The 25,454-nt window shown below is 61.6% G+C and carries 27 protein-coding genes, 7 tRNA genes, 1 pseudogene and 1 riboswitch; of the genes and pseudogenes, 17 read left to right on the top strand and 18 right to left on the bottom strand.

Features of this window, described 5'->3' with window-relative positions:
* Positions 1-17: 17 nt before the first annotated feature.
* Complete coding sequence (gene hisI / locus ABI796_RS08700; RefSeq protein WP_141282058.1) at positions 18-434, bottom strand: phosphoribosyl-AMP cyclohydrolase; 417 nt, start codon at positions 432-434, stop codon at positions 18-20.
* 89 nt (positions 435-523) lie between these two features.
* Here hisI and ABI796_RS08695 point away from each other — a divergent pair, with 89 nt between their 5' ends.
* The gene (locus tag ABI796_RS08695; RefSeq protein WP_141282056.1) at positions 524-1,168 is read left to right on the top strand and encodes a TIGR03085 family metal-binding protein; all 645 of its coding nucleotides are present in this window, start codon (positions 524-526) and stop codon (positions 1,166-1,168) included.
* Between the two features lie 79 nt (positions 1,169-1,247).
* Here ABI796_RS08695 and hisF read toward each other — a convergent pair whose 3' ends face one another.
* The 15 genes from hisF to ABI796_RS08620 all read right to left on the bottom strand — a co-directional run bounded on the left by hisF (position 1,248) and on the right by ABI796_RS08620 (position 13,223).
* Positions 1,248-2,024 (bottom strand): imidazole glycerol phosphate synthase subunit HisF, encoded by a 777-nt coding sequence (hisF, locus tag ABI796_RS08690; RefSeq protein WP_141282054.1) that lies wholly within the window; start codon positions 2,022-2,024, stop codon positions 1,248-1,250.
* A gap of 78 nt (positions 2,025-2,102) precedes the next feature.
* On the bottom strand, positions 2,103-2,963 hold the full coding sequence (hisG, locus tag ABI796_RS08685; RefSeq protein ID WP_141282052.1) for an ATP phosphoribosyltransferase: 861 nt from the start codon (positions 2,961-2,963) through the stop codon (positions 2,103-2,105).
* An 84-nt stretch (positions 2,964-3,047) separates the two neighbouring features.
* The gene (locus tag ABI796_RS08680) at positions 3,048-3,311 is read right to left on the bottom strand and encodes a phosphoribosyl-ATP diphosphatase (protein ID WP_018778638.1); all 264 of its coding nucleotides are present in this window, start codon (positions 3,309-3,311) and stop codon (positions 3,048-3,050) included.
* A gap of 106 nt (positions 3,312-3,417) precedes the next feature.
* On the bottom strand, positions 3,418-3,903 hold the full coding sequence (gene ribH / locus ABI796_RS08675; protein WP_141282050.1) for a 6,7-dimethyl-8-ribityllumazine synthase: 486 nt from the start codon (positions 3,901-3,903) through the stop codon (positions 3,418-3,420).
* 17 nt (positions 3,904-3,920) lie between these two features.
* Positions 3,921-4,625 carry a GTP cyclohydrolase II gene (gene ribA, locus ABI796_RS08670; RefSeq protein WP_141282048.1) on the bottom strand — a complete coding sequence of 235 codons (705 nt, stop codon included), beginning with the start codon at positions 4,623-4,625 and terminating at the stop codon, positions 3,921-3,923.
* Complete coding sequence (gene ribB, locus ABI796_RS08665; protein ID WP_141282046.1) at positions 4,622-5,317, bottom strand: 3,4-dihydroxy-2-butanone-4-phosphate synthase; 696 nt, start codon at positions 5,315-5,317, stop codon at positions 4,622-4,624. Before ribB ends, ribA begins: the two co-directional genes overlap by 4 nt.
* A complete protein-coding gene (locus tag ABI796_RS08660; protein ID WP_141282044.1) occupies positions 5,314-5,943 on the bottom strand; it encodes a riboflavin synthase in 630 nt (209 codons plus the stop codon). The genes ribB and ABI796_RS08660 overlap by 4 nt, the downstream gene beginning before the upstream one ends.
* A complete protein-coding gene (gene ribD / locus ABI796_RS08655; RefSeq protein ID WP_141282322.1) occupies positions 5,943-7,034 on the bottom strand; it encodes a bifunctional diaminohydroxyphosphoribosylaminopyrimidine deaminase/5-amino-6-(5-phosphoribosylamino)uracil reductase RibD in 1,092 nt (363 codons plus the stop codon). The genes ABI796_RS08660 and ribD overlap by 1 nt, the downstream gene beginning before the upstream one ends.
* Before the next feature lie 41 nt (positions 7,035-7,075).
* Positions 7,076-7,780 carry a nicotinamide riboside transporter PnuC gene (gene pnuC / locus ABI796_RS08650; protein ID WP_141282042.1) on the bottom strand — a complete coding sequence of 235 codons (705 nt, stop codon included), beginning with the start codon at positions 7,778-7,780 and terminating at the stop codon, positions 7,076-7,078.
* 90 nt (positions 7,781-7,870) lie between these two features.
* Positions 7,871-8,027: riboswitch (FMN riboswitch) on the bottom strand.
* 78 nt (positions 8,028-8,105) lie between these two features.
* The gene (rpe, locus tag ABI796_RS08645; RefSeq protein WP_141282040.1) at positions 8,106-8,780 is read right to left on the bottom strand and encodes a ribulose-phosphate 3-epimerase; all 675 of its coding nucleotides are present in this window, start codon (positions 8,778-8,780) and stop codon (positions 8,106-8,108) included.
* 86 nt (positions 8,781-8,866) lie between these two features.
* Positions 8,867-10,435, bottom strand: coding sequence for an RsmB/NOP family class I SAM-dependent RNA methyltransferase (locus ABI796_RS08640; protein ID WP_141282038.1), 1,569 nt, complete (start codon positions 10,433-10,435; stop codon positions 8,867-8,869).
* A complete protein-coding gene (fmt, locus tag ABI796_RS08635; RefSeq protein ID WP_141282036.1) occupies positions 10,432-11,352 on the bottom strand; it encodes a methionyl-tRNA formyltransferase in 921 nt (306 codons plus the stop codon). Before fmt ends, ABI796_RS08640 begins: the two co-directional genes overlap by 4 nt.
* Positions 11,349-11,921, bottom strand: coding sequence for a peptide deformylase (def, locus tag ABI796_RS08630; RefSeq protein WP_141282034.1), 573 nt, complete (start codon positions 11,919-11,921; stop codon positions 11,349-11,351). Before def ends, fmt begins: the two co-directional genes overlap by 4 nt.
* Positions 11,922-11,973: 52 nt before the next feature.
* Entirely contained in the window at positions 11,974-12,867 is an 894-nt protein-coding gene (locus ABI796_RS08625) for a cytochrome (RefSeq protein ID WP_141282032.1), read from the bottom strand.
* 281 nt (positions 12,868-13,148) lie between these two features.
* A tRNA-Val gene (locus ABI796_RS08620) sits at positions 13,149-13,223 on the bottom strand.
* A 248-nt stretch (positions 13,224-13,471) separates the two neighbouring features.
* Between ABI796_RS08620 and ABI796_RS08615 the strand changes: the two genes are divergently transcribed.
* The 9 genes and pseudogenes from ABI796_RS08615 (at position 13,472) to ABI796_RS08575 (ending at position 17,428) form a co-directional block, all read left to right on the top strand.
* Positions 13,472-13,544, top strand: a tRNA-Gly gene (locus tag ABI796_RS08615).
* A 46-nt stretch (positions 13,545-13,590) separates the two neighbouring features.
* Positions 13,591-13,661, top strand: a tRNA-Cys gene (locus ABI796_RS08610).
* A gap of 39 nt (positions 13,662-13,700) precedes the next feature.
* A tRNA-Val gene (locus ABI796_RS08605) sits at positions 13,701-13,775 on the top strand.
* A gap of 57 nt (positions 13,776-13,832) precedes the next feature.
* A tRNA-Gly gene (locus ABI796_RS08600) sits at positions 13,833-13,905 on the top strand.
* 23 nt (positions 13,906-13,928) lie between these two features.
* Positions 13,929-14,003 (top strand) — tRNA-Val (locus ABI796_RS08595).
* A gap of 57 nt (positions 14,004-14,060) precedes the next feature.
* Positions 14,061-14,136 (top strand) — tRNA-Gly (locus ABI796_RS08590).
* A gap of 178 nt (positions 14,137-14,314) precedes the next feature.
* Positions 14,315-15,768 (top strand): annotated as a pseudogene (locus ABI796_RS08585) (amino acid permease).
* 94 nt (positions 15,769-15,862) lie between these two features.
* A complete protein-coding gene (locus ABI796_RS08580) occupies positions 15,863-16,096 on the top strand; it encodes an antitoxin (protein WP_141282025.1) in 234 nt (77 codons plus the stop codon).
* A gap of 114 nt (positions 16,097-16,210) precedes the next feature.
* The gene (locus ABI796_RS08575; protein ID WP_141282023.1) at positions 16,211-17,428 is read left to right on the top strand and encodes a benzoate/H(+) symporter BenE family transporter; all 1,218 of its coding nucleotides are present in this window, start codon (positions 16,211-16,213) and stop codon (positions 17,426-17,428) included.
* Between the two features lies 1 nt (position 17,429).
* Here the strand turns inward: ABI796_RS08575 and zapE are convergent, their stop codons facing one another.
* A complete protein-coding gene (zapE, locus tag ABI796_RS08570; protein WP_141282021.1) occupies positions 17,430-18,470 on the bottom strand; it encodes a cell division protein ZapE in 1,041 nt (346 codons plus the stop codon).
* Positions 18,471-18,677: 207 nt separating this feature from the next.
* Between zapE and ABI796_RS08565 the strand changes: the two genes are divergently transcribed.
* The 3 genes from ABI796_RS08565 to ybaK all read left to right on the top strand — a co-directional run bounded on the left by ABI796_RS08565 (position 18,678) and on the right by ybaK (position 20,717).
* Positions 18,678-19,604, top strand: coding sequence for a sulfurtransferase (locus tag ABI796_RS08565; protein ID WP_141282019.1), 927 nt, complete (start codon positions 18,678-18,680; stop codon positions 19,602-19,604).
* A gap of 110 nt (positions 19,605-19,714) precedes the next feature.
* Positions 19,715-20,176, top strand: coding sequence for a SufE family protein (locus ABI796_RS08560; RefSeq protein ID WP_174754479.1), 462 nt, complete (start codon positions 19,715-19,717; stop codon positions 20,174-20,176).
* A gap of 49 nt (positions 20,177-20,225) precedes the next feature.
* Positions 20,226-20,717, top strand: coding sequence for a Cys-tRNA(Pro) deacylase (gene ybaK, locus ABI796_RS08555; protein ID WP_141282015.1), 492 nt, complete (start codon positions 20,226-20,228; stop codon positions 20,715-20,717).
* Positions 20,718-20,776: 59 nt separating this feature from the next.
* On the opposite strand, the gene ABI796_RS08550 is transcribed toward ybaK, so the two are convergent.
* On the bottom strand, positions 20,777-22,054 hold the full coding sequence (locus ABI796_RS08550) for a S9 family peptidase (RefSeq protein WP_141282013.1): 1,278 nt from the start codon (positions 22,052-22,054) through the stop codon (positions 20,777-20,779).
* A 134-nt stretch (positions 22,055-22,188) separates the two neighbouring features.
* Between ABI796_RS08550 and ABI796_RS08545 the strand changes: the two genes are divergently transcribed.
* The 4 genes from ABI796_RS08545 to ABI796_RS08530 all read left to right on the top strand — a co-directional run bounded on the left by ABI796_RS08545 (position 22,189) and on the right by ABI796_RS08530 (position 25,439).
* Positions 22,189-22,680, top strand: a complete 492-nt coding sequence (locus tag ABI796_RS08545; RefSeq protein ID WP_026005514.1) for a hypothetical protein — start codon at positions 22,189-22,191, stop codon at positions 22,678-22,680.
* 14 nt (positions 22,681-22,694) lie between these two features.
* On the top strand, positions 22,695-23,153 hold the full coding sequence (gene msrB, locus ABI796_RS08540; RefSeq protein ID WP_141282011.1) for a peptide-methionine (R)-S-oxide reductase MsrB: 459 nt from the start codon (positions 22,695-22,697) through the stop codon (positions 23,151-23,153).
* A gap of 190 nt (positions 23,154-23,343) precedes the next feature.
* Positions 23,344-24,711 carry a DUF6421 family protein gene (locus ABI796_RS08535; protein WP_141282009.1) on the top strand — a complete coding sequence of 456 codons (1,368 nt, stop codon included), beginning with the start codon at positions 23,344-23,346 and terminating at the stop codon, positions 24,709-24,711.
* Positions 24,711-25,439: an SDR family NAD(P)-dependent oxidoreductase gene (locus ABI796_RS08530; RefSeq protein ID WP_141282007.1), complete on the top strand. Its 729-nt coding sequence runs from the start codon at positions 24,711-24,713 to the stop codon at positions 25,437-25,439. The genes ABI796_RS08535 and ABI796_RS08530 overlap by 1 nt, the downstream gene beginning before the upstream one ends.
* Positions 25,440-25,454 lie beyond the last annotated feature (15 nt).

Genomic DNA, 25,454 nt, shown 5'->3' with positions numbered 1-25,454 from the left:
GGAAGGTGGTGGGTGCCTTATTCGCGGTGGCCCGTCACGACTGCGAGGTCGCGACCATCAAAGCAGGTCCGGGTTCCGGTGTGGCAGGCTGCGCCGATCTGGTCCACGCGGATCAAAAGGGCGTCGCCGTCGCAGTCAAGGGCAACAGACTTCACGAACTGAACATGTCCGGAGGTGTCGCCCTTGCGCCAGTACTCCTGACGGGAGCGGGAATAGAACGTGACCCTGCCGGAGGTCATGGTGCGGTGGAGCGCCTCGTCATCCATCCAGCCGAGCATGAGGACCTCATGGGTATCGTGCTGCTGCACGATCGCTGCAACGAGGCCGGACGGGTCCCGTTTGAGGGCGTTGGCGATCTCCTGCGGCAAGGGGCTCGCGGGCTCGCTTGATATCTCCGTGGCAGGAGTTGGGCTGGGGGCGGACTGCTCTGACATCAGATCAAGTCTAGTGCCTTTGACGGGAGCCCGTTTCTGCGGCGGTTCCACTGCGCAAGAGTGCTCCGATCGTGCTAGTTTCACAAGTGATGCATTTCGTCGAACCTTCCCGAGAAGTACTGGCCGAAACCCTCTTGGCGGCCGGGCCTGACTCCCCCACGCTCTGCGAAGGGTGGCTGACCCGGGATCTTGCCGCGCACCTGTACCTGCGCGAACGGAAGATCGCAGTTGGACTGGGCCTGCTGATTCCCAGCCTTGGCAAGGCTTCGGAGAAGGCCACGTCCAAGCTGGCAGAGAAGCTGAAAAGCCCGGATGCTTACGCCGACCTCGTCAAGACCTTCCGGGGTGGCCCGCCGGCGCTGTCACCCTTGAAGATCAGGGCACTGGATGAGACGTCAAATCTCATTGAGTACTTTGTGCACACCGAGGACATTCGCCGCGCCGGCGACCGCTGGGCGCCCCGTGCCTTGGACGAGGCCTACTCGGACGCCCTCTGGGACGAACTGATCAAGCGCGCTGCGTTCCTTTACCGTGGCGTAGATCTGGGCATTGTTCTTGTGCGGCCCACAGGTCCGCGCCACGTAGCCAAGCGCGCGCCCGTTTCCGTCGCCATTGTTGGCGAGCCCGGCGAGCTGCTTATGCATGCCCATGGCCGGACCAGCCAAGCCCTTGTGACCTTCGAGGGCCAGCCGGACGCCGTCGCGCTTTTGCAGTCCGCGGACATTGGGCTCTAGACCGGACCAAACAACAAGCCATAACAGCAATGGAGGGCCACCTGCACGGTGACCCTCCATTGCTGCTTAACGCTTGAACTCAGCGAACCTCGAAGCCGGCTTCGCGAATGGCGCTCTTAACCTGGGCAATCATGTCATCGGGGCCAAAGTGGAACACCGAGGCCGCCAGTACGGCATCTGCCCCTGCTTCCACGGCGGGCGGGAAATGCGCCGGCACACCTGCGCCGCCGGAGGCGATGATGGGGATGTTTACTGCGGCACGAACCAGGCGGATCAGTTCAAGATCGAAACCGTCTTTGGTGCCGTCGGCGTCAATGGAGTTGAGCAGGATTTCACCTACGCCCCGATCAGCTGCTTCCTTGGCCCAGGCAATGGCGTCGATCCCGGTGCCGGTACGGCCACCGTGGGTGGTCACCTCAAAACCGGACGACGTCGGCTGGTCACCTTCGCGGGTCCGGCGTGCATCCACGGACAGCACCAGCACTTGCGAGCCGAAGTGGCGGGTGATTTCATCGATGACATCGGGCCGGGCGACGGCGGCGGTGTTGATGGATGCCTTGTCCGCACCGAAACGCAGGAGCTTATCCACCTCGGCAACACCACGGACGCCACCGCCAACGGTGAGGGGAATGAAGACTTCCTCAGCGGTGCGGCGAACCACGTCGAAGGTGGTTTCCCGATTACCGGAGGACGCCGTGACGTCCAGGAACGTCAGCTCATCAGCCCCGCCATTGTCGTAGCGATGCGCCAGTTCCACCGGATCACCGGCGTCGCGGAGTCCTTCAAAGTTGACGCCTTTGACCACGCGGCCGGCGTCAACATCCAGGCACGGTATAACGCGTACGGCTACAGCCATGTGCTGCTCCTAAGTTCTGCTGTCTGATGCGAACGCCTGCTGATTTCTGATGTGCGGCAACAAAACTGCTGCGCTGGATCAGATGCGGCAGGCGTGAATGCTGCTGACCAGGATGGCGCGGGCGCCGAGGTCGTACAGCTCGTCCATGATGCGGTTGGTTTCCTTCTTCGGAACCATGGACCGCACGGCCACCCACTCGGAGTCCCGCAGCGGTGAGACCGTGGGCGATTCAAGGCCAGGGGTCAGCGCTGCGGCATCCTCCACCAGATCCTTGCGGATGTCGTAATCCATGAGCACGTATTGGCGCGCCACAAGGACACCTTGCAGGCGCCGGATGAGGGTGTCGATCTCCTTGGCCGTCCCGTTGGCCGAGCCGCCCGAGTTGGAGCGGCGGATCAGCACGGCCTCGGACTTGAGGATGGGGTCGCCAAAGATTTCCATGCCGGCGGCTTTGAGGGTGTTTCCTGTTTCAACGACGTCGGCAATCGCGTCCGCGACGCCAAGGCGTACCGAGGACTCCACAGCTCCGTCCAGGCGGACCACCGTGGCGTTAACGCCGCGCTCGGAGAGGTAATCACGCAGAAGACCGTCATAACTGGTGGCAAGGCGCTTGCCTTCGAGCTGCTCGACGCCGGTGAAGTCACCTACGGGGCCGGCAAAACGGAACGTGGACGGTGCGAAGCCCAGGGGCAGCAACTCCTCAGCTTCCACCTTGGCGTCCAGCAAAAGGTCCCGGCCGGTGATGCCGACGTCCAGGGTTCCCTGGCCTACGTAAACGGCGATGTCGCGGGGACGGAGGAAGAAGAACTCAATGTCATTGTCGGGATCAACCATGACCAGTTCACGGGAATCGCGGCGCTGGCGGTAGCCGGCCTCGGACAACATTGCCGAGGCGGCTTCGGACAGGGATCCCTTATTGGGGACTGCTACACGGAGCATTGGGAGACTTTCTTTTTGGAATGGAGGTTTTCAGGCACCTTGGCCACGCAATGGGCTCCGCCACGGGCAGGCGGAGTGGCGTGGCTAGAGATGCTTGTAAACGTCCTCCAGGCTGAGGCCCTTGGCGAGCATAAGGACCTGCAGGTGGTACAGCAACTGGGAGATTTCTTCAGCAGCGGCTTCGTCGGATTCGTACTCTGCGGCCATCCAGACTTCGGCGGCCTCTTCGACAACCTTTTTGCCGATGCCATGGATCCCGGAGTCCAGTTCGGCAACCGTGCGCGAACCTGCCGGGCGGGTCGCTGCTTTCTCACTCAGTTCTGCGAACAGCGTCTCGAAATTCTTCACGCCCTCCAGACTACTTGCTTGAAGGCGGCTGCCGCTTGTTGGGGCGTTGCATGACGAAGGGGATGTGAGTGAAGACACACTCACATCCCCTTCATCATCGGCATTTCTAGCTGAACTGCTTAAGGGTCACAGCCGTGGCCAAAGCAGCGGTCACTGCTTCGTGGCCTTTGTCTTCCTTGGAACCTGGAAGACCGGCCCGGTCGATCCCCTGCTGCTCGGTATCGCAGGTGAGGACGCCAAAACCGACCGGCACTCCGGTGCGGACACTGACGTCCGTAAGTCCCGACGTCGCAGCCTGGCAGACGTAGTCGAAGTGCGGCGTTCCGCCGCGGATCACCACGCCAAGAGCTACGACGGCGTCAAAGTGCGGTGCGAGCCTGGCTGCGGCAACCGGAAGCTCGAAGCTGCCCGGAACCCGCAGCAGTGTGGGTTCGGCGATGCCGGCTTCCTCGGCTGCGCGAAGGGCGCCGTCAACAAGTCCGTCCATGATCTGTGTGTGCCAACTTGCCGCCACAATGGCCAGCTTCAGTTGGGAAGTTTCCTCGGGGTTGAGGGTGGTGAGGTCAATGGTGGGTGCGCCGTGGCCGCTCATAGTCGCTGTTGGTCCGTTCAGTCTTGGTTGTGGTCAAAGGAGTTGGCTGCAGGTGTCTTGCCGTTGCTGACGGGCTCAACCTCGAGTGCCAGCCGGTGGTCCATCCGGTCTTTCTTGGTTTGCAGGTAGCGGAGGTTCTGTTCGCGGGAAGGGACCTCGGTGGGAACCATTTCTACAACCGTTACCCCCGCTTGGGCGAGGCGGTTCTGCTTGTCCGGATTGTTGCTCAACAACCTGACCTCGTGCAATCCCATTTCGGCCAGGATCTGGCCCGCCGCAGTGTAGGAGCGTGCATCTACAGGTAGTCCGAGCTGTTCGTTGGCCTCCACGGTGTCAAAACCGGCTTCCTGCAGCGCGTAAGCCTTGATTTTGTTGGCCAGGCCAATGCCACGGCCTTCCTGGCCGCGAAGGTACAGCAGCGTCCCGCCCTCTGCGTGAATGAGTTCCAAGGCAAAGGCCAGCTGCTCACCGCAATCGCAGCGGTACGAACCGAACACATCACCGGTGAGGCACTCAGAGTGCAGCCGCACCAGCGGCGCGCGCCCACCCTTGGGCGGATTCGGGGAGCTCACGGCAAGGTGCTCGTGGCCGGTCTCAAGGTCAGTCCACGCCTGTGCCACAAAGTCACCAAATGCCGTAGGTAACTGCACGATCGGCCCACCGCTGACGGGGTGCGGCCCGGGGCCGGTGTGGTCAGTGCTGCGTGTGGTCGATGCGGTCATCGCTTCTCCTCGTCCTCCTGTGAAACATGTGCCGTCCGCGACTCTACCGCCTCAACATAGGACACCAGATCCTCGATGGAGATGAGGGGGCATCCATGGTTGGCGGCGAAAGTGCGCAAACTGTCCAGCCGCATCATTTCACCGTCGTCATGTACCAACTCTGCGATCACACCCACCGGAGCGAGTCCGGCAAGACGACACAGGTCAACAGCAGCTTCCGTGTGACCTGGACGTTCACGCACTCCCCCGTTAACTGCCCGCAACGGGAAAATATGCCCGGGGCGCGTGATCGACGCCGGAGTACTGCTTGGATCCGCCAGAATCCGGGCCGTCAGCGCACGGTCGGTGGCAGAGATTCCGGTGCTGACTCCGATCGCAGCATCGCAGGAAACTGTGTAAGCAGTGCCCTTGGCGTCCTCGTTGATCTCCACCATGGGCGGCAGTACCAGTGCGTCCGCGCGCTCTGCACTCAAAGGAACGCAGATGACGCCGGATGAATACCGGATGGTCCATCCCATCAGTGCCGGGGTGGCGTGCTCGGCAGCGAAAATGATGTCGCCTTCGTTTTCCCGGTCTTCGTTGTCCACCACAATCACGGGGAGCCCGGCGGCCATGGCGGCGATCGCTGATTCAACGGGATCGAGCCCGGTACCTGCCGTGCCGGCCGGAGTGGTCTTGGCCGGGGCGCTCATTTCAGGTCTCCCTGCAAAGGCCCGAAGGACAGAAGTCGCTCGGTGTATTTGGCCAGCACATCAACTTCGATGTTGACCCGCCCTCCCACCGTTTTGGCGCCCAAGCCTGTCTCTTCCAGAGTGGTGGGGATCAGCCCCACTTCAAACCAAGGGGCCTGCTCTGCGGCCGGGCTGACGGCAGTCACCGTCAGTGAAACGCCGTCGACGGCGATCGAACCTTTTTCGGCGATGTACCGTGCCAGCGTGGCCGGCACCGCGAACCGCAGCCGATCCCAGTTTCCCAGGGGCTCGCGTTCGAGCAGTTCGCCAACGCCGTCCACGTGACCCTGGACAACATGGCCGTCCAGCCGCCCACCGGCCGGAACGCAACGCTCAAGGTTGACCGGATCTCCTGCTGACAACCCGCCGATGGTGGTCCGGATCAATGTCTCGCCCATGACGTCAACGCTGAAGTCCTGGCCGTTGATCTCCGTGGCTGTGAGGCAGACCCCGTTGACGGCGATCGAACCGCCCAACGGCAATCCCTCCGTCGTCGTGGGGGCTTTTAGCCGCAGCGTCGCACTGGTGTCGCCGTCGTGCTCAATGCCCAGAACTGTGCCTTGCTCGGCAACGATTCCCGTAAACATTAGTTTCCTCCTGTGAGATATTCCGCAGCTTCACCGCGAGCAGCTGTGGTCTGCGAAACCGAATTCCTGTTGATGTTGGCGGCACCCCGCGGGGATCTAAGGTGCAGTCGAAGGTCGTTGCCGAGGATGCGGACTGCGCCGCCTCCGGCTTCATCCCATGACCAATGCTGTGCATCGGCCAGCGTGGTGATGCCGAGGTCGTTGAGGGCCGGCGTACCGGATCCCAGCAGCGTTGGGGCGAGGTAAACAATGAGCTCATCCACCAGGTCTGCTGCGAGGAAAGTGCTCAGGATCGATGAGCCTCCCTCCACCATGAGGTGCCGGACCCCTTGCTCAAACAGCATCCCCAAGGCTTCGGCCGGATCCCGTGTTGGCAGGTGAACAAAACGCCCGTCCGTTCCGCGGACTGCGGCATCCTCCGGGATTTCCCGCAAGCCCATGACTGCCCGTAGGGGTTGACGGGCCGAGAGTTCGCCATCGGGCGTCCGTGCCGTCAGGCGCGGATTGTCGATCAGCACGGTTCCCGTACCTACCAGAATCGCGTCGATCAGGCCACGCAGTCCGTGGTTGTCCGCCAGTGACTCCGGGCAGGAGATCCACTGGCTGGTGCCGTCAACCGCGGCGATCCGGCTGTCCAGCGTCTGGGCAATATGCAAGGTGACGAAAGGGCGCTTGGCCGCAACGGCGTCGAACCAGTCACGGTTCAGGTCCAGTGCCTTGCCGCTTTTCAGTCCGGAGCTGACCTGCACCCCGGCAGCGGTCAGTGTGCGGGCTCCACCGGCGGCAGGATCATGGGGATCGTCCACCGCGTAAATCACCCTCGCGATTCCGGCTTCAATGATCGCTTGGGCGCAAGGCCCGGTCCGGCCTACATGGTTGCATGGTTCCAAGGTGACAATCATGGTGGTTCCTGCGGTATCGACGCCGTTCTTCCGGGCCTCGAATATCGCGTCGGCTTCAGCGTGGGCCGTTCCGGCTCCCCGGTGATAACCGGTGGCCAGCTGTTCGCCCTGCGGGCTGAGAATGACCGCCCCCACTAACGGATTCGCACCACGGGGGCCGGCCAAGGCGGCTTCCAGAGCGGCCTCCATGGCCGCATCTTCCGCTGCAGAGTAGAGGGTACTTGCGGTGCTCACTTGAGTGCTCCTGCGGAGAGGGCAGCGGCCACTGGACCGGCGTCGCCGCTGGGGCGTTCGCGCTTTTCGGCCCGCCACCACACAAAGAAGCCCGTCAGGGTGAAGAAGCCGTAGAACAGGTACATCACCGCGCTGGCGTAGTAGCCGGCACTGAACAGCAACGGCACACCAACAATGTCAACGGCCACCCAGATCAGCCAGAATTCAGTCCATCCCTTGGCCATGCCATAGGTTGCCAACAGGGATCCCATGAAGGTCCAGGCGTCGGCCCAAACGGGCGGGTAGGAACCCAGCGAGTCGAACAAGGGCGTCAAAGCTGCCGTCCCGGCAACCATGGCGGCGATCAGCGCGATCCGAACCCTGTTACTGGCCCACCCGGGTACGATTGCCCGTCCCTGCGTGCTCGATTCCTGGCCCTGCTTCCACCGGTACCAGCCGTAGACGGCCACCGCGATGAACATGATCTGGCGTGCGGCCTGGCCCCACAGCGTTGCCGGAGCAGCTGCGCCAAAGACGTTGCCCAGGAAGACAGTGAGCAGGAGGAGGTTGCCGATGATGCCGATTGGCCATGCCCAAACTTTTCGGCGCATTCCGCCGAGGGCGCTGAGGAGCCCAAAGATGTTTCCAAGCACTTCGCGTAAGACTAAAGCAGATCCTCCGACGGGGATCTGTGCTTCGAAGAGCCATCGCAGAAAGTCCATGCCGTTCCTTCCCAGTAAGCCGCGATGACTCCGGGGGTGTACGACAGCGCAATGCCCGGGCGTCTCAAAAGGAACGCCCAAGGCATGACTGTACGTGCTTCTCCCATCCAGACTTTAACTGTCGGTACCGGAATTTCACCAGTTCAACCGTCTGCCATCAGACATCCAATGACTTGGACGTCCCATGGCGCGCGGGTCGCGGACTATAACCGCCGGTTCGGACTTACACCGACCCCGGAGCACGTATGTGTGTTGTTATTCTGCCACAACTACAAAGATCACCGGACTATTCCCGGCCCATCTTCGTAACATGTGGTGACGGTCGTCAGGCGTTTATCCCGGTAGCTGCCTGACCCGCTGCGCGGAGTCTTTCGATCGCTGCTGCGGGGTCCTCATGTCCGTAAACTGCCGAGCCTGCAACAAAGACGTTCGCTCCGGCCTCGGCTGCCCGCACAATGGTTTCTTCAGTGATGCCGCCGTCCACCTGGATGGCTACACCAATACCCGAACCTTCGATCGCCGCACGCGCACGACGGATCTTGGGCAAGGTGATGTCCAAGAATGACTGTCCCCCGAATCCGGGCTCCACCGTCATGATCAAGAGCATGTCCAGTTCACTGAGCATGTCCAGGTACGGCTCCACGGGTGTTGCCGGACGCAGGGCCATGCCGGCCTTTGAGCCTCTGGCGCGTAGTTCACGGGCAAGCTTGACCGGTGCCATGGCCGCTTCGGCATGGAACGTCACCGAGGCTACGCCGGCGTCCGCGTACGCGGGCGCCCAGCGGTCGGCGTCGGAAATCATCAGATGCGCGTCCAGCGGAACCGGGCTGACTGCCTGGATCCTCTGCACAACAGGCAAGCCCAGCGTCAGGTTGGGGACAAAATGGTTGTCCATGACGTCAACATGCACGGCATCTGCATTGCTGATCCGCTGCAGTTCCGCCTCAAGGTTGACGAAATCCGCTGACAGGATGCTCGGGTTGATACAGCACTGAGACAAAGCAGCCCCTTCGGGTGGTTGTTGTTGGTGGAAAGGACAGCCAGGGCCGGGACCGGCCATTGACGGCGTCGGTCAGGCCTTCCCTGTTACGGCTTCTTTCGGATGATTGCCATAAACATGGCATCCGTTTGGTGGATGTGCGGCCACAACTGGGCAGTGAGCTCGTGACCGGCGGCAAGATTGCCGGTCAAGCTGACCTTATCCAATGCCTCCCCGGCATCGAGCAGCTCAAGGTCCTCACGTTTGGCCAGCACGTCGGTAACAACGGCTGTAGTTTCGGCCGGATGTGGAGAACACGTCACGTAGGCCACGACGCCACCGGGTTTTACGGCATCAAGGGCTGATTTCAACAGGTCTCGCTGCAAGGGGCCCAAGTCTCCGATGTCCTTGGGAGAGCGGCGCCACCTGGATTCCGGCCGCCTCCGGAGGGCACCGAGACCGCTGCACGGTACGTCCACCAAAACGCGGTCAAAAGTCCCGCTCTGCTCTGCACCAACTTCACGGCCATCGCCGGTCCTTACCGCCCAGGCCTCCTGAGGCACGGCTGACAATGCTTGCTGAACAAGCTTTGCCCGGTGCGGTGCAGGCTCGTTGGCCAGCAAAGTGGCGCCGTCGCGGTAGGCCAGAGCAGCCAGCAGGGCCGCCTTGCCGCCAGGGCCCGCGCACAAGTCCAGCCAGCGTTCACCCTGGGCTGGAGATTCGTCCAACTGGACCCCAGCCAGAGCACGGGCCACAAGTTGGGATCCAACGTCCTGGACACGGGTTGTACCGCGCCGGACCGATTCAAAGCGTCCCAGGTCCCCACCGGCAGAAAGGGCTGAATCTTCCACCAACTCACCTGCTGTGGCCCCATGGTGGAATGCCTCGTCCAGGTTCCCCAAGCCGGGCAAAGCCACCAGGTTGACTACGGGAGCGGCGTTATCGGCTTCCAGGAGGGCGTCAATTTCCGTCCTGGGGCGACCGTGGTTCACCAAAGATTGACGCAGTGCACGGACAATCCACTCCGGGTGGGCATGGCGCAGCGCAGCTATGGTGGTTTCGTCGGATTCGCCATCCAGCAGAATCTCCAGCCACTCCCCCATAGTGTGGGCGGTGACCTTGCGAAGCACAGCGTTAATGAGCGCGGACGGGCCGGCCCCGATCACCGCGCGTGCCAAACCGACGGTCTGGTCCAGCGCAGCATGGGCGGGGACGCGCATGGAAAGCAGCTGGTGTGCTCCGATTCGCAAGGCGTCGAGAATGGCAGGATCCAGCTGTTCCAAGGGCCTGTCCACGCAGCGGGCCAAAATAGCATCGTAAGTACCTTGGCCGCGCAACGCGCCGTAGCTCAACTCTGTGGCGAAGCCGGCATCGCGTCGGTCCAGGCGGTGCTCCCGGATACGTGCCGGCAGCACGAGGTTTGCGTAGGCGTCTTCGGAAGCAACGGCGCGAAGCACTTCAAAAGCCACGAGGCGGGCTGGATCAGCCCGACGCGTGCGCTGCGAAGGAGCGTTGTTGGTAAAGCCCGTCTGCGGCCCCCTGTTGCGCTCGCGCCCCTGGGCGTTGCGCCTGCTTTCTCCGCGGCCGCCCCGGCTGCCCTGCGAGCCCCGGTTTCCCGCCCCGCCGCTGTCCCGGCTCCCACTGTTGTTGGGGCCTCGTCGGCCGGACTCGCTCATTCGAATACCACTCTCTCGGGTGTTGCCAAGCCGCGCGCCCAATCGGCGGACGGCATCATTTTCTTACCTGCCGGTTGGATCCGGCGCAGCTCCACTGCATGGGAGCCGGTTCCCACCACAACTTTTGTGCCATCCAGCCTGATGTTCCCGGGAGGAAGGTCCTTGATGTCCGGCCTCAGCGCTACCGGTTCAAGCTTGATCCTCTGGCCGTCCACAGTGGTCCAGGCCCCAGGTTCAGGGGTGACACCACGCGAGCGGCGGCTCAAAGCAAGGGCCGGTTGATTCCAGTCCAGGCGGCCGTCCTCGAGTGTCAGCTTGGGGGCAAGGGAGATCTCCCCTTGCTGGGGCTGGGGAGCAGCCTGCCCGGCGTCGATTGCCGAGAGGGTCTGGCTGAGCAGGACGGCTCCACTGATGGACAGCCGTTCCAAAAGATCGCCCGCGGTATCTTCCGGCCGGACGGTCTCCGTGAGCGTTCCGAACACAGGTCCGGTATCCAGGCCTTCTTCAAGCTGGAAAGTAGCAGCTCCTGTGACGTCGTCCCCGGCAATGATGGATCGCTGCACGGGCGCAGCTCCGCGCCAAGCCGGAAGGAGGGAAAAGTGCAGGTTGACCCAGCCGTGGGTGGGGACACCCAAGGAAGCCTTGGGAACGATCCCGCCATAGGCAACGATTGCGGCGACGTCCGGCGCGAACGCGGCGATTCGGGCTGTGGTTTCCGCGTCCACCTTTGCCGCTCGAATGACCTCGATGCCTAATTCCATGGCTCGTGCCGCCACTGGTGAGGGAGTCAGGACGCGTTTGCGTCCTACAGGTGCATCGGGACGGGTGAGGACCGCAACGATCTCAAAGCCGGCTTTGACCAGCGCATCCAACGACGGCACTGCCACGGCAGGTGTTCCTGCGAAGAGTACCTTCACTCGGGAACCCCAAAGCTGCCGCCGCCAAAACTGGATCCTACGGAGTTGGCCCGCTGGGAGGTGGTCTGCTCGGTAATGGCGTGATAATTGGCGTTCCGGATGGCGCGCAGAGCGGCTTTCCGGTCTTCGCCTTCCAGTCGATCGGTGTAGAGGACGCCGTCAAGGTGGTCTGTCTCGTGCTGGAAACAGCGCGCCAACATGCCCTCCCCCTCCACTGATACCGGGTTCCCGTTCAGGTCTACCCCGGTCACCTTAGTGGTCCTGTAGCGGCGGACGGGGAACCCCAAACCGGGAATGGAAAGGCAGCCTTCTACTTCGTCCGGCTGAAAATCATCACTGTTTTCCAGGACAGGGTTGATGATGTGGCCTTCCACGCCACCAATGCGGTAGGTAAATACGCGCTGGCTGACGCCAACCTGCGGGGCGGCGAGGCCGGCCCCTTCGACGTCTTCCATGGTTTCTGTCATGTCGGCTACCAGCTTGGCGAGCTCCGGACCGAAATCGGTGACGGGGTCAGCTACGGTGCGCAACACCGGATCCCCGATGATTCGGATACTCAAAATTGCCATGTGCTGTCAGTCCTCACAGTCGAAACAAACCAAGCCCCGGTTGTTGCGGAGCCTAAGCCAGTTTAGTTGAGGTCATGGCCTCCGCGGGTGCCGCGCCGGCTGTTGCGAAGACGGGCGGCGCTATAGGAAGGAGTGGTTGCCCGGCGGCGACAACGTCCGCGGACATCTCCCACACCCTGCGGAGGGCGCAGAACTTCCACCAATGATGCTTGAGGATCTCCGGGTTGGCTCGTTGCGGCCTGACTTCGGTCTCACCAATGGCTACTGCAAGCAACATGGGATTGTCTCCGTATTTCCACGGCTCCCACTCGCCCGCAACAGGGTCCACCAGGCTTTCCTCGGCTTTCATGCCGGCTGCGAGCTGCATGACCACTTTGTCATCCAAAGCCTTGACCGTACCGTCCCTCGTAGTGCCCTTGGTCTTGTAATCAATCAGGCAGATGCGGCCGTTGATCCGTGCCACGAGGTCCAACGTCCCGGCGTACCCCACCGTCTTGTTCCACACGGTAATTTCCGGTGCAAGCGGCTCCACACGGTAAAGCTCCCACCACTCATCAAAGCGGGCGGCAAAGGCCTGTTCTCCATGGGCTGCGAGATCATCCCTGCATTCCTGAAGCCGGTGCGGCCGCCCCATTGCCCGTAGAGCCACCTGTTCGCAATACGTATGGACGCGGTCTCCACGAGCTGCAGCGGCATCCCGGTACACCTCAGCTGCCTTGGAGGCTTTGTTGATCGCCTGGCGGATCTTCGCAGGGCTTCCCAGGATGGCAGGAAGCTCAGGATCTGCTGCCAGGCTGCTGGCGCCCATGTAGCTGAACCAACCATCCAAGGCATGGGCCTGTTGTCCGATCACTGTGGTGATGGACGGCACGGAAAATTGCTCAGTAGTGGAGCGGGCGTACATCCGGCCGTAGTCAGTAGCGTGGGCAAGCAGTGGAGCAGTCATATAAAGACTGTGTCATAGAGGGCCGACAGAATTCATCCGCGGAAAGATCAGGGCAAGCTGCTCCGGGGGAAGCCTGGACAGTTTGCCCGCAAGGATGGGGGCGGTCTGGGCCAGCTCCGCATCAAGCGGGACAGCGTCCGCCACAGCCGGAGGTTCTTGGGATTCGTCTTGTTCGCGCATGCCTGATGGGTGTGGCGCATGGGTGGATCGTGACGCAAAACGGAAAAACCCCGTTTGAACTGGGTGAATCAGTCCAAACGGGGCTCAATTACTACAACCGGTGGTGGGCGATACTGGGTTCGAACCAGTGACCTCTTCGGTGTGAACGAAGCGCGCTACCACTGCGCCAATCGCCCGGTGCATAGAAAACACTAACGGACCATTGCCGGAATGCAAAACGCATCTCAGGGTCCGGGTGGAGCAGGAACTACAGACGTGGAATTACAGCGATGAAACTCTCCCGATTCCGCGTAAATACAAGGATGCAGGCACCACTGTCTTCAAAAGCAAGCAATCGATTTGGAGTTTGCAGGAACCTCCTATAGAGTTTTTACTCGTCGGAAAGCGACGGAATGCCTGTGCGGCTGACCGGAGCAACGGCACTGCGGACGTAGCTCAGCTGGTAGAGCACCACCTTGCCAAGGTGGATGTCGCGAGTTCGAATCTCGTCGTCCGCTCGCAAGGCACTGTCAAGGCAAGAATTCCCCGGAATCCTGCTTACACGGTGGGTTGGCCGAGAGGCGAGGCAGCGGCCTGCAAAGCCGTATACACGGGTTCGAATCCCGTACCCACCTCGGTGAAAACCATGTCTTCCAGCAGCTGGCTGGATGCATGGGCGATTGGCGCAGCGGTAGCGCGCTTCCCTGACACGGAAGAGGTCACTGGTTCGATCCCAGTATCGCCCACCAGAACAAGGCAACTTGTTTGTTGTTGACGGCCAGGCATATGCCCGGAAGACAACATGTGCGGACGTAGCTCAGCTGGTAGAGCACCACCTTGCCAAGGTGGATGTCGCGAGTTCGAATCTCGTCGTCCGCTCTCCTATTGAAGGACCCGGTAACGGGCGATTGGCGCAGCGGTAGCGCGCTTCCCTGACACGGAAGAGGTCACTGGTTCGATCCCAGTATCGCCCACCAGAACAAGGCAACTTGTTTGTTGTTGACGGCCAGGCATATGCCCGGAAGACAACATGTGCGGACGTAGCTCAGCTGGTAGAGCACCACCTTGCCAAGGTGGATGTCGCGAGTTCGAATCTCGTCGTCCGCTCCAGAATAAAAAGGCAGCTCTTCGGAGCTGCTTTTTTTATGCCCAATTTCTGCTCATCATCCATTCATTAACTGAAGTAACCGATACCCCTCAGAAGAAGTCGCTTTATCTAATGTGATTAGGCTCGCATAATGTACTGCGAGCTCATCACCGTTCCACGCCAACCGGCAGGAGTACCCCCATGAACCAACAGATTGCTTCCCAGTCTGTCCTGAGGCGCAAGCCAATCGACGATATCGAGGAAGAAAACAAACACAGCGGGCTTTTTAAAAGTCTTGGCCTCTGGCAACTGACAGCGATCGGCGTCGGCGGAATCATCGGCGTCGGCATCTTTTCGCTGGCCGGGTTGGTTGCCCACGGCAGCGATAGCAACCCTGGAGTAGGCCCCGCGGTCCTGTTCTCCTTCCTGATCGCAGGCCTGGCCTCTGCTGCGGCGGCGTTGTCCTACGCCGAATTCGCCGGCATGATTCCCCGCGCGGGTTCCGCTTACACTTACGGCTACGTGGCCTTGGGTGAGATTATCGGTTGGTTCATCGGCTGGGATCTCCTCTTGGAGTACATCGCAATTGTGGCCGTGGTTGCCATCGGCATCTCGGGCTATTTTGATGCTTTCCTTTCCGGAATCGGAATCCACATGCCCACGTGGATGACCTCAACGGCAGATGAGGGCAAGGGCGGCATCATCAACCTGCCCGCCATCCTGGTCTGCTTGCTGGTGACCTGGATCCTCAGCCGCGGTACCAAAGCGTTCGGACGCTTCGAACTGGTAGCTGTTGCCATCAAGGTCATCCTGATCCTGTTCATCATCGGCTTGGGCATCTTCTACATCAACACCGAGAACTACAATCCGTTCATGCCCAGCGGTTTCGGACCAGTCCTGGCCGGTGCAGCTACGGTCTTCTTCGCTGTCTTCGGCTATGACGCCATGAGCACCGCCGCGGAGGAGGCCAAGGACGGCAAGAAGCACATGCCCAAGGCCATCATCCTCTCGCTGATCGTGGCAATGCTCCTTTACGTAGCCGCAACTCTTGTGCTCACGGGAATGCAGAACTACAGGGACATTGACCCCACCGCAGGTTTCGCCTCTGCTTTCACCGGCGTGGGATTGCCGGTCATCGCCACCATCATTTCGGTGTTTGCAGTCCTGTCCATCCTCACAGTGATGCTGACGTTCCTTTTGGGCGTCACGCGCGTGTGGTTCTCCATGAGCCGTGACGGCCTCCTCCCGGGTTGGTTTGCCAAGACGGACAAGCACGGAACACCACAGCGCGTTACCTGGATCGCGGGGGTCGCCTCCGCGTTCCTCGCCGGCGTGTTCCCCATAAAGGAAGTTGCCGACCTCACCAACATCGGTATCCTGGCGGCTTTCGTGGTGGTCTGCGTAGGGTCATCGTGTTCCGCTACACCAAGCCCAACGCACCGCGCTCTTTCCGTCTGCCATTCATGCCGGTTGTTCCCGCATTCGGTGTCCTGGCATCGGCCTTCCTCATGTTCCAGCTGCACTGGGAAACCTGGGTCCGGTTTGGCGCATGGCTGATCATCGGCCTCATCATCTACTTCGCCTACGGTCGCAGGCACTCGCTGATGAATCCGAACAGCCCGCGCCACAAGGTGGACAGTACGCCGTTGGCGTAGTTCATCCCCAGGCCGCCTTGAACCCTTGGCACCCCAGAGAACTGGTGTTAGGGTCGGACGCGGAGGAGCGAACTGGCTCCGCGATGGAAGGGAGGTGCCCGTGGGTTTAATTGACGACCTGAAGGGCAAGGCTCAGGGTCTCATTCAAGGCAACGAAGAAGCCATCAAGAATGGCATCGAAAAGGCCGGGAATTTTGTGGACGAGAAGACGGGCGGCAAGTACGCCGGTCACGTCGACAAGGTCCAGAATGCCGCTTCCGACTTCGTGGCCAAGAACGACGGTCAGCCTGGACAGGCTCCCGTCACGGATGAGCCGAAGCAGCCGTAGCTGCCTGAGCCGCCGTACCAGTTACGTCAAGGGGGCACCGGTCCCGCCGAGAGGCGCCACCGGTGCCCTTGGCGTTTAATCCGAACACCCTGACGGTCAGGTACTTTGGACCTTATGCCTTCAGCCTCCACCTCTGCCGTCCACAGCCGCGCCCCCCAGGAGGCACTGGGCCCTCCTGTCACCGCGGGCGTTGTTACCGCGTTGGTGGGATTCACTTCCTCGTTCGCTGTGGTCATCGCGGGCTTGAAAGCTGTGGGCGCCAATCAGGCCCAGTCATCCAGTGGCCTGCTTGCGCTCACTCTCACCTTCGGACTAGGCATCCTGTTCCTGTCCTGGCGGTCCCGGATGCCCGTGACACTTGCGTGGTCCACACCCGGTGCCGCGTTGCTCGCCTCAGCCGGAATGCCCGACGGCGGCTGGCCGGCTGCTGTGGGCGCGTTTCTTATGGTGGGGGTACTGATTCTCCTCACGGGGTTATTGCCCGTCTTGGGAAGGATCATGGCGAAGATCCCTACGGCGCTGGCCCAAGCAATGCTCGCAGGAGTGCTACTGCCCCTTTGCCTGGCACCCTTCAAATCCCTGGGGTCCGCTCCCCTGTTCGTTGCACCGGTGGTGTTGTGCTGGGTTCTCCTGATGAAATTCGCACCCCGGTGGTCCGTTCCGGCATCACTTTTGGTAGCACTGGGAGTCATAGCCCTTCATATTGCGTCCACCGGTGTTCACCTACCCGTTGAGAGTCTTTTGCCAATGCTGGAATGGACCACGCCAACCTTCACCGTTGGGGCTGCGGTGGGTCTGGCGCTGCCTCTGTTCATTGTCACCATGGCGTCGCAGAACATTCCCGGCGTCGCGGTGCTCAAATCCTTCGGATACACCACCCCGTGGCGCTCGTCCATGCTGGTAACGGGAGCCGGAACCATAGCCGGAGCTCCCTTTGGTGGGCATGCGATCAACCTGGCCGCCCTCAGCGCAGCACTGGCTGCTGGTGAGGAGGCGGGCAAGGACCACGGAAGGCGCTGGATTGCCGCGTTCGTCTCAGGCATCGCCTACCTGGTACTGGCTGCTGCCTCTGCTGCCCTGGTGACCCTGGTGGCTGCGGCCCCGCCGGGGCTCCTGGAGGCCGTGGCAGGACTCGCGCTCCTGGGGACGCTGGCGTCATCCATTTCCTCGGCATTGGCAGCGGCCGGGGAACGCATCCCTGCCTGCATAACCTTCCTGCTGGCAGCCTCAGGTTTGAGCATTGCCGGCATTGGCGCTGCGTTCTGGGCCCTGGCAGGAGGCATTCTTGTTCGCTGGATCCTGAAGAGCCGCGAACCGGTTCAGAAAGCCTGAATCAGGCTGGCTCGTGGTTTTGTGCTTCACGCGCCAAGGCGGTCAGCCTGGACACAGCGCGGAAGTACTTCTTCATGTAGCCACCGGTCATCATCTCTTCGGTGAAGAGTTGATCGAAAGGCACGCCGCTGGCAAGGATCGGCACGTCTTTGTCATAGAGCCTGTCCGCAAGAACCACAAAACGCAGCGCTACGGCCTGTTCCGTAATGGTTTCGACGTCGCTCCACACCACGGCTTCCACGCCCGAGATGAGCTGCCGGTAGCGGCTGGGGTGGACTGCCGCGAGGTGGTTGACGAGCGTGCGGAAGTCATCAACAGCCACTGTTTTTCCGTCGAATTCAGCACGCATCCTGTGCTTGAGCTCTTCGGTCTTCAAGGGTGCCGGAGCTGCGGGCAAACCGCGGTGGCGGAAGTCTTCGCCGTCGATCCTGACAACATCGAACTGGTCCGCCAGGACCTGTATTTCACGCTGGAAGTCCACTGCCGCGAAGCGCCCTTCGCCCAGCGAGCCAGGCAGGGTGTTGGAGGTCGCTGCCAGCTTCACGCCGGCGTCGGCCAGTTCACGCATGAGCCTGGACATGAGCACGGTATCGCCTGGATCATCGAGTTCGAATTCATCGATGCACACCAGCTTGTAGCTGCTCAAAGCCTCCACTGTCTTGCGGAAGGACAGCGCCCCCACCAGGTTGGTGTATTCCACGAACGTACCAAAAGCCTTGGGACCCGGTGACCTGTGCCAGAGAGAAGCCAAAAGGTGTGTCTTACCCACACCGAAACCACCGTCAAGGTAGATACCCGCCCTTGTTGCCGGGGCCTTCTTGGCGAACAACTTCTTGAAAAGTCCGCCACCGTCCTCGGATCCAACAGCATCGGCGAATCCGGAGAGCAGTTTCACTGCGTTTGCCTGGCTCGGCTGGGAGGGGTCCGGCCGGTAACTATCGAAGGACACCTCTCCGAACCGCGGAGACGGGTAGAAGCCCTTGAGCAGTTCTTCCACAGAGACTGCCGGTGTGCGGGCAGCCAGTTGTTCGATCTTTACCACGGTGGTCCGTTCCTTCGGTTTTAGGTCCCCAGCAAGAATACCGGCATCGGAGACCCGTAAAACCGTGACGTGACCAAGCGCATGTTTCATCGTGTGACCACCGGGAAGCATTCCCCGCTGCCCGTGGTTAGTGTTGGAGCACGCCCGGCCAACTCTGCACCACCTCCACGGCCTGGCTCCGACCGTTGTCAGTGAAAGGCCATCACCATGTCCTACCCAGTTGAACAGAACGAAAAGTTTGCAGCCTACGCAAACCCTGAACGCCTTGTGTCCACTGAGTGGCTCGCGGCAGCCCTCGCCGACGGCGCCATTGCCGACGGCAAGATCGTGGTTGTCGAGTCCGATGAAGACGTCCTTCTCTACGAAACCGGCCACATCCCCGGCGCCGTCAAGATCGACTGGCACACCGATCTGAATGACGAGATCACCCGTGACTACGTCGATGGTGCCGCTTTTGCAGCCCTTGCCGCCTCCAAGGGAATCTCCCGGGACAGCACCGTGGTCATCTACGGAGACAAGTCCAACTGGTGGGCCGCGTACGCCCTGTGGGTCTTTACTCTGTTCGGCCACGAGGACGTCCGCCTTCTTGACGGCGGCCGCGACAAGTGGATTGCCGAAGGCCGTGAACTCACCACCGACGTCCCCCAACCCGCCGCAGGTGAATATCCTGAGGTTGAGCGCAACGATGCCCCCATCCGTGCGTTCAAGGAAGACGTCCTGGCGCATCTGGGCAGCCCCCTCATCGATGTCCGCTCCCCCGAGGAATACACGGGACAGCGCACCCACATGCCGGCCTACCCGGAAGAAGGCGCGCTGCGCGGCGGTCACATTCCCACGGCCGCTTCTGTCCCCTGGGCACGCGCTGCCGCTGAAGACGGCACCTACCGCAGCCGCGAAGAGCTCGAAGCACTCTATTTGGGTGAAGCCGGCCTGGAGCCGGGCGACGACGTCGTGGCGTACTGCCGGATCGGCGAGCGTTCCAGCCACACCTGGTTCGCGCTGAAGTACCTGTTGGGCTTTGAGACCGTCCGTAACTATGACGGCTCCTGGACTGAGTGGGGCAACGCTGTTCGCGTTCCCATCGTCAAGGGCGCCGAGCGCGGTTCGGTTCCGGCTTCCCTCGTCCGCAGCTAGGTCCCATCCCCAATAGATAGTTCCGCTCCCATTAAGTCCGGACCTTCAGGCATCCGTAGTGTTGTGGCACACAAGATGCATTGGTCTCTGTTGTGCGTAAGCTGGAAGTGATGAGTACCAACACCTTGCCCACCGCCCTGGCGGAAATAGTAGATGACTTCCAGGCACTGACGGAGCCTGACCGTCTGCAACTCCTTCTCGAATTCTCGAGGGGGCTGCCGGAGCTTCCGGAGCGCCTGAAGGACCACCCGGAGCTGCTGGAGCAGGTTGTGGAGTGCCAGTCACCGTTGTTTCTCACCATTGAGTCAGAGAAAAAACCCGACGGCGGCGCCCGCGCCTACCGGCTCTTCTTCAAGGCACCCCCGGAAGCGCCCACGACCAGGGGCTTTGCAGGGGTCCTGCATGAGGGCCTGGATGGCTTGACGGCTGCGGAAATCCTTGCGGTTCCAGACGATATGCCTGAGTTGCTGGGTCTGACACGGGCCATCACTCCCCTGCGCATGCGGGGAATGACGGCCATGCTGGGCCGGATCAAGCGAAAAGTCGCAGCCGCAAGCAGGCTCGAGAACTGAACGTTCCGGAATCTGACCGCCTGGAAACCTGAAGGGCACCACCACCACGATGGCCAAAAAGATGGCTTCACAGGGAACGCCGGCAACTGCAGCCCTTGCAGCAGCCGGCGTTCCCTTCGTGCTGCACCCCTACGCCCATGACCCAGGCACCGCCAGTTATGGAATGGAAGCCGCCGAAGTCCTTGGCATTGAGCCGGAACGGGTTTTCAAAACCCTCATGGTGGAGGTCGAAGGCCGCTTGGCAGTGGCAATTGTTCCGGTGTCCGGGAATCTGGACCTGAAATCGGCTGCTGCAGCCCTCGGTTCCAAGAAGGCCGCCATGGCCGACCCCAAGGCCGCGGAGCGGCGCACAGGATACGTCCTGGGCGGCATATCCCCCTTGGGACAGCGGCAGACCTCCCCCACTGTGCTGGACGAGTCTGCCCTGGGTTTCAGTTCCATCCTTGTCTCAGGCGGCCGCCGTGGCCTGGATATTGAGCTGGCCCCGGCCGACCTCATCCGGCTCACGAAGGCCATCACCGCTCCCATCGGCACAACATAGAGCATCGGTATTACAGGAGGCCCGGTACTACTGGAGACCTTGCAGTACCGGGCCCGGTACTACGCGAGGCCCGGCCCAACGGTGGGGTTGCCGGTCTGTCCGGGGTTGTTCCGTGGAGCCAGCTGTTTCTGCAGCCAGGCCCGGACCACGCGCTCCCACCGTTCCGGGTCCACATTCCATTCCTTGGTGTGCCGGGCGCCGTCGAACGGTTCAAAGGTCACCATTTCCGGGTTCTTTTCCGCGAGGCTGGCTGAGGGGCCAAAGGGCACGTAATCATCATCTACGCTGTGGATCAGCAACGTGGGTGTCCGCAGTTCAATGGCGCGGGCTTCCCAGTCCATGGCTTTGAGGTCCACCGGCGCGGACAGCCCCGTCAGCCTGCGCCCCAGCGGATGGCTCAGCATCATCTGCCCGTAGCGGCCCACGTTGTAGGGAATCTTGTTCATTTCAGCATGATGGGCCATCACGTTGACCCAATTGATCACCGGGGCATCCAGGACCAGCGCCCGGATCAGGTGGCGGTGCTTGGACAGGTCCGCTGTTTGGAGGCTGATCGCCCCGCCCATGGACCAGCCGAACAGAACAATTTCCTGGGCTCCGTGATCTACGGCGTATTCGATCGCAGCCTCAACATCACGCCATTCGGTGGAGCCTAAGCCATACCGCCCATCCGTCGCGGAGGGGGCCAACCCGTCATTTCGGTAGGAGATCAGCAGGCTGTCCATCCCCAGCTCGCGTGCTGTGCGAACCGCCCGCAGCCCTTCCAAGCGCGTGGCGCCGCGGCCATGGACCATGATGGCGCAGACCGGCGATGCCGCGGAAGCCTCGGCGCGGATCAGCCAAGCAGGCGCCTTGCCACCGGCCACCTCTATGTCCACATCCTCGGCGGCCAGTCCGATCGCGGCCGGGTCCGGGTACGTTGCCCCGCTCCACCATGCGCGGCGGGCCTCTGAGAGGTTACCGCTGTAAACCTCTTCGACTTCGCGCAGCACCGTCTGTTCGGCCGGGGAATAGGACACAATCCGGCCGATCCTGGCGTGTCCTTTGCCACCGGAGAAGAACAGGCTGAACACACCGTCAATGGTGCTGTCCGGCGTGGCCGCCAGAATGATCTGCGGCCCTTTGTCACCGCGGATCACCGCAAGGACTTCCTGATCCTCATGCCGGGCGGCAGGAGTGATGACGCGGCGGGCAAAATATACGGCGAGCGCCGAGGATCCGGCCCCCACCAAACCTGCCAGGGTGCCGCCTGCCAGGAAGCCGGCGATTGCCCATTTGGTGCGGAGGGAGAGTTTGTTGTTTGCAGCGTCGCTCGCTGGCGGGGTTGTCGATGCCATAACTCCATTCTTGTCGCTCTCCGGTCCTGCCTGGTGCAGGCGTGGGCCGCGCGGCGCGCTTCAGGGGCGGCCGGGCGCGCGGATCGGGTCCTGAAAGCCTGCGGACTGTGGTTCGCCGGGACTACGCTGTAGCCATGAGTGATCCCATCGTCATCCTGACTGAAGAGCCCCTTGGCCCCGACGACCGCGTGAACATCGCCAAACTGCTCGACGGCGGTGATGCGCCCCTTATTGTTCTGGTTCCGTCCAATACTGAACGGCACCTCCTGGTGGACTTCCTGGAGAACCTGTCCTTGCTTGATATTGCCAAGGCTTTCCGGGAGCTCACTGCGCAGCACCCGGATCCTGAGGCTGAGCGTGCGGAGGCCTCCGAGACACTGGCTGCCTCACTGGCGGCGTTGGCCGGCTTGGGTGGCGGTGTGACAGGTGAAGTGGTGGACGGCGGTGCCGTGGCCGGCTTGGTGGCAAAGGTCCGGGCTGTGGACGCTGCCCAGGCTGTGGTCATTACCCGGCCTCATGCCATTGCGGACACCTTCCATACTGACTGGGCCAATAAGGCGCAGGACCAGCTCGGCCTTCCGGTGTTGCATCTGTATGCGGGCTCGGGATTTATCGGCGACTCGTGAGCGTTGCAATAGACATGAACACTCCTGAGAACACCAGCAAGACTACTTCTGCGGCCGGGGGGACTGCTGTTCCCGTGGAAAAGAGCGATGCCCAGTGGCGCGAGGAGTTGACCCCTGAGGAGTACAGGGTGCTTCGGCAGGCAGGTACTGAGCGGCCTTATACGGGTGAGTATTGGGATACCCACACAGAAGGGGTCTACCAGTGCCGCGCCTGTGGAAGCCAGTTGTTTACCAGCAGGGAGAAGTTTGATTCCCATTGTGGGTGGCCGTCGTTCTGGGCTCCTCTTGCCGAAGGAACGGTCCGGTATCTTCATGACCGCACCATGGGCATGGATCGTGTGGAAGTACGGTGCGCCAACTGCGATTCCCATTTGGGCCACGTTTTTGAGGGTGAGGGGTATGGAACGCCCACTGACCAGCGGTTCTGCATCAACTCCGTTTCACTGCGTTTGGTGAATCCCGAAGAAAACTAGGCCTTCCTGGACGGGCTGGTGCTCTTCCAGCCCGTCAGGGAGGTTCCTATGCCGCGACTGGACCTCAACAGGTCTACGAACACCAGATGCACAAGAGTTTCTTATGCTCAAGCTATTTTTGAATTAGCGATCCTTTTTGCTTGCTACGCTCGGCCCAGAAGCAATCACTTCGAAGAAAGGGCCGAGCTCCATGACCACCATCACCACAACACTCGCCCAGCGTGTCACTGCCGACAACGCTGAGTGGATGTCCCTTAAAGCTGCAGCCACCGCCCTTCAGGCTTACCAGGAACAGGACGGCTCCATTGCCGATTCCGCAGTTCACGCCGAAGCAGCAAACCTCGTTTCCACGGTGACTGACGCAATCTCCGCTCTTGCACCAAGCTTCCCCCATGATGCCCGCTACCTGGAGCTCCTGGTTGAAGACTTCGGCCGCTGGGTCCAAGGTGGATTCGGGGTGCCTGACTTCCTGGACTCACTTCAGGCGTTCCAGCCCCAGGAACAGCGCATTGACGGGCTGCAGCACTTGGTGGTTTTCCCCATGTACACGCAGAACGGCAGCACCAACAGGCTGGTCGAAGCAGTACTGATCGAGGTTATCTGGCCCGAGTTCATTGGCGGCCTGGAGGCCGGCGAATACTCCAACAAGCTTTTTGTACCCATCCGCTTTGTGGACTTCACTCCCGGGTATGACACCAACTCGGCCGTGCTCTTCCCTGAGACGGTTGCAGTCCGCGAGACTCCCACATTCACCTGGGGCGCCATTTTTGCCGACCGTGAAGCCGCCCGTTTCCGCCGCGTGCTCAAAGCTGCAGCAGCAACCACATCCTTGGAGCTTCCCGAGGACGCAGCCCAGCTGATCGAGGACCAGGAACTGACCCAGCGCACTTTTGTCATGTGGGACCTCATCCATGACCGTACCCACATGCGCGGGGACCTTCCCTTCGATCCGTTCATGATCAAGCAGCGCATGCCGTTTTTCCTCTACTCACTCGAGGAGCTGCGCTGCGACCTGACGGCGTTCCGCGAATCGGTGCGCATTGAAAAGGATGAAGACGCCGATCCCGATGCCCGCAAGCATGCAAAGCTGGTTCAGTATGCCGTGATCTTTGACCGCATTTTCCGGTTTGCCATCACCGGCAGCCGCGTACGCAACTACGACGGTCTGGGCGGCCAGCTGCTGTTCGCGTGGATGCACCAGCACCACGTCCTGCACTGGACGGACAGCAAGCTCTCCATCGATTGGGACGAGGCTGCCTCTGTTGTGGTGGAACTCGGTGCCAGGATCGAAGAGCTTTACTGGCGCTCGATCGACCGCCCCAAGGCTGCCCACTGGCTGGCCGCCTACGAACTCATCTCCAGCACGGTGACTCCGCACCCGGCATCTGTATGGGCCAAGGGTCCCCAGGCGCTACCCTTGGACGGTCTGCCCCGCGGCCTCACGGACCAGGTGCTGGACGACGAATTCCCGCTGTCGATGTTCTACGAAGCATTGGAGAAGAAGATGCGTCCCGTCATTGAGTCCACCACCGGCATCACGGGCGCGACTGCGGCCTGATGACCACACTGAATATCCTTGTGACCGGCGGAAGCAGCGCGTCGGGCATCGCCGTGGCGCGGGCGTTGGGGGCCGCCGGTCACAAGGTGCTTACGGTGGGCTCGGACGAGGCCCGGATCAAAGCCGCTGCTGCCGAAGCCGGCCACGAAGCAACTCCCCTGGTCTGCAACCTCGCGGGCCTGCAGTCCGTCAAGGACCTGGCGGGAACTGTCCGCGGGCTTGGCATTGAGAACATCGACGGCGTCATCCACTTGGTGGGCGGTTGGCGGGGTGCCAAAGGCATCGAAGACCAGACGGACGAGGATTGGGAGGCCATGGAGCGCAGCGCTGTGACCACGCTCAGGAATGTCTCCCGGGTGTTCTACCACCAACTCGAATCTTCCCCGCACGGCCGGCTGGCCATGGTCTCTTCAACAGCCGCAACTGCGCCGACGGCTGCGGCGGCCAGTTACGCAGCAGCCAAGGCAGCCGCGGAAGCCTGGACACTTGCGGTGGCCGATGGTTTCAGCCGAGCCCAATCTGCCAACAAAGATGCTCCTGCCGAGCAGCACAGCGCTGCGGTGATTCTTGTGGTGAAAGCCCTCGTCGACGCCACCATGCGCAAAGCACAGCCCGAGCGGCGATTCCCCGGGTTCACTGATGTCGAAGAGCTGGCTACCGCCGTCGTCGGACTCTTTGAACAACCTGCGGCCGCCCTCAACGGCCAGCGCATCCTGCTGGCACCCTGAATTCCTGTCGCCCAA

This window comes from Paenarthrobacter aurescens (assembly GCF_041549525.1).
Classification (GTDB): domain Bacteria; phylum Actinomycetota; class Actinomycetes; order Actinomycetales; family Micrococcaceae; genus Arthrobacter; species Arthrobacter aurescens.
Note: the sequence above shows the minus strand (reverse complement) of the source record. Positions and strands in the feature narration are given on the sequence as shown.

Bases quoted from the DNA above. Each gene is read 5' to 3' on its own strand.
- hisI (WP_141282058.1), bottom strand. From the start codon at position 434: ATGTCAGAGCAGTCCGCCCCCAGCCCAACTCCTGCCACGGAGATATCA.
- ABI796_RS08695 (WP_141282056.1), top strand. From the start codon at position 524: ATGCATTTCGTCGAACCTTCCCGAGAAGTACTGGCCGAAACCCTCTTG.
- hisF (WP_141282054.1), bottom strand. From the start codon at position 2,024: ATGGCTGTAGCCGTACGCGTTATACCGTGCCTGGATGTTGACGCCGGC.
- hisG (WP_141282052.1), bottom strand. From the start codon at position 2,963: ATGCTCCGTGTAGCAGTCCCCAATAAGGGATCCCTGTCCGAAGCCGCC.
- ribH (WP_141282050.1), bottom strand. From the start codon at position 3,903: ATGAGCGGCCACGGCGCACCCACCATTGACCTCACCACCCTCAACCCC.
- ribA (WP_141282048.1), bottom strand. From the start codon at position 4,625: ATGACCGCATCGACCACACGCAGCACTGACCACACCGGCCCCGGGCCG.
- ribB (WP_141282046.1), bottom strand. From the start codon at position 5,317: ATGAGCGCCCCGGCCAAGACCACTCCGGCCGGCACGGCAGGTACCGGG.
- ABI796_RS08660 (WP_141282044.1), bottom strand. From the start codon at position 5,943: ATGTTTACGGGAATCGTTGCCGAGCAAGGCACAGTTCTGGGCATTGAG.
- ribD (WP_141282322.1), bottom strand. From the start codon at position 7,034: ATGGAGGCCGCTCTGGAAGCCGCCTTGGCCGGCCCCCGTGGTGCGAAT.
- pnuC (WP_141282042.1), bottom strand. From the start codon at position 7,780: ATGGACTTTCTGCGATGGCTCTTCGAAGCACAGATCCCCGTCGGAGGA.
- ABI796_RS08640 (WP_141282038.1), bottom strand. From the start codon at position 10,435: ATGAGCGAGTCCGGCCGACGAGGCCCCAACAACAGTGGGAGCCGGGAC.
- def (WP_141282034.1), bottom strand. From the start codon at position 11,921: ATGGCAATTTTGAGTATCCGAATCATCGGGGATCCGGTGTTGCGCACC.
- ABI796_RS08625 (WP_141282032.1), bottom strand. From the start codon at position 12,867: ATGACTGCTCCACTGCTTGCCCACGCTACTGACTACGGCCGGATGTAC.
- ABI796_RS08575 (WP_141282023.1), top strand. From the start codon at position 16,211: ATGCCTTCAGCCTCCACCTCTGCCGTCCACAGCCGCGCCCCCCAGGAG.
- ABI796_RS08565 (WP_141282019.1), top strand. From the start codon at position 18,678: ATGTCCTACCCAGTTGAACAGAACGAAAAGTTTGCAGCCTACGCAAAC.
- ABI796_RS08560 (WP_174754479.1), top strand. From the start codon at position 19,715: ATGAGTACCAACACCTTGCCCACCGCCCTGGCGGAAATAGTAGATGAC.
- ybaK (WP_141282015.1), top strand. From the start codon at position 20,226: ATGGCCAAAAAGATGGCTTCACAGGGAACGCCGGCAACTGCAGCCCTT.
- ABI796_RS08550 (WP_141282013.1), bottom strand. From the start codon at position 22,054: ATGGCATCGACAACCCCGCCAGCGAGCGACGCTGCAAACAACAAACTC.
- ABI796_RS08545 (WP_026005514.1), top strand. From the start codon at position 22,189: ATGAGTGATCCCATCGTCATCCTGACTGAAGAGCCCCTTGGCCCCGAC.
- msrB (WP_141282011.1), top strand. From the start codon at position 22,695: ATGAACACTCCTGAGAACACCAGCAAGACTACTTCTGCGGCCGGGGGG.
- ABI796_RS08535 (WP_141282009.1), top strand. From the start codon at position 23,344: ATGACCACCATCACCACAACACTCGCCCAGCGTGTCACTGCCGACAAC.
- ABI796_RS08530 (WP_141282007.1), top strand. From the start codon at position 24,711: ATGACCACACTGAATATCCTTGTGACCGGCGGAAGCAGCGCGTCGGGC.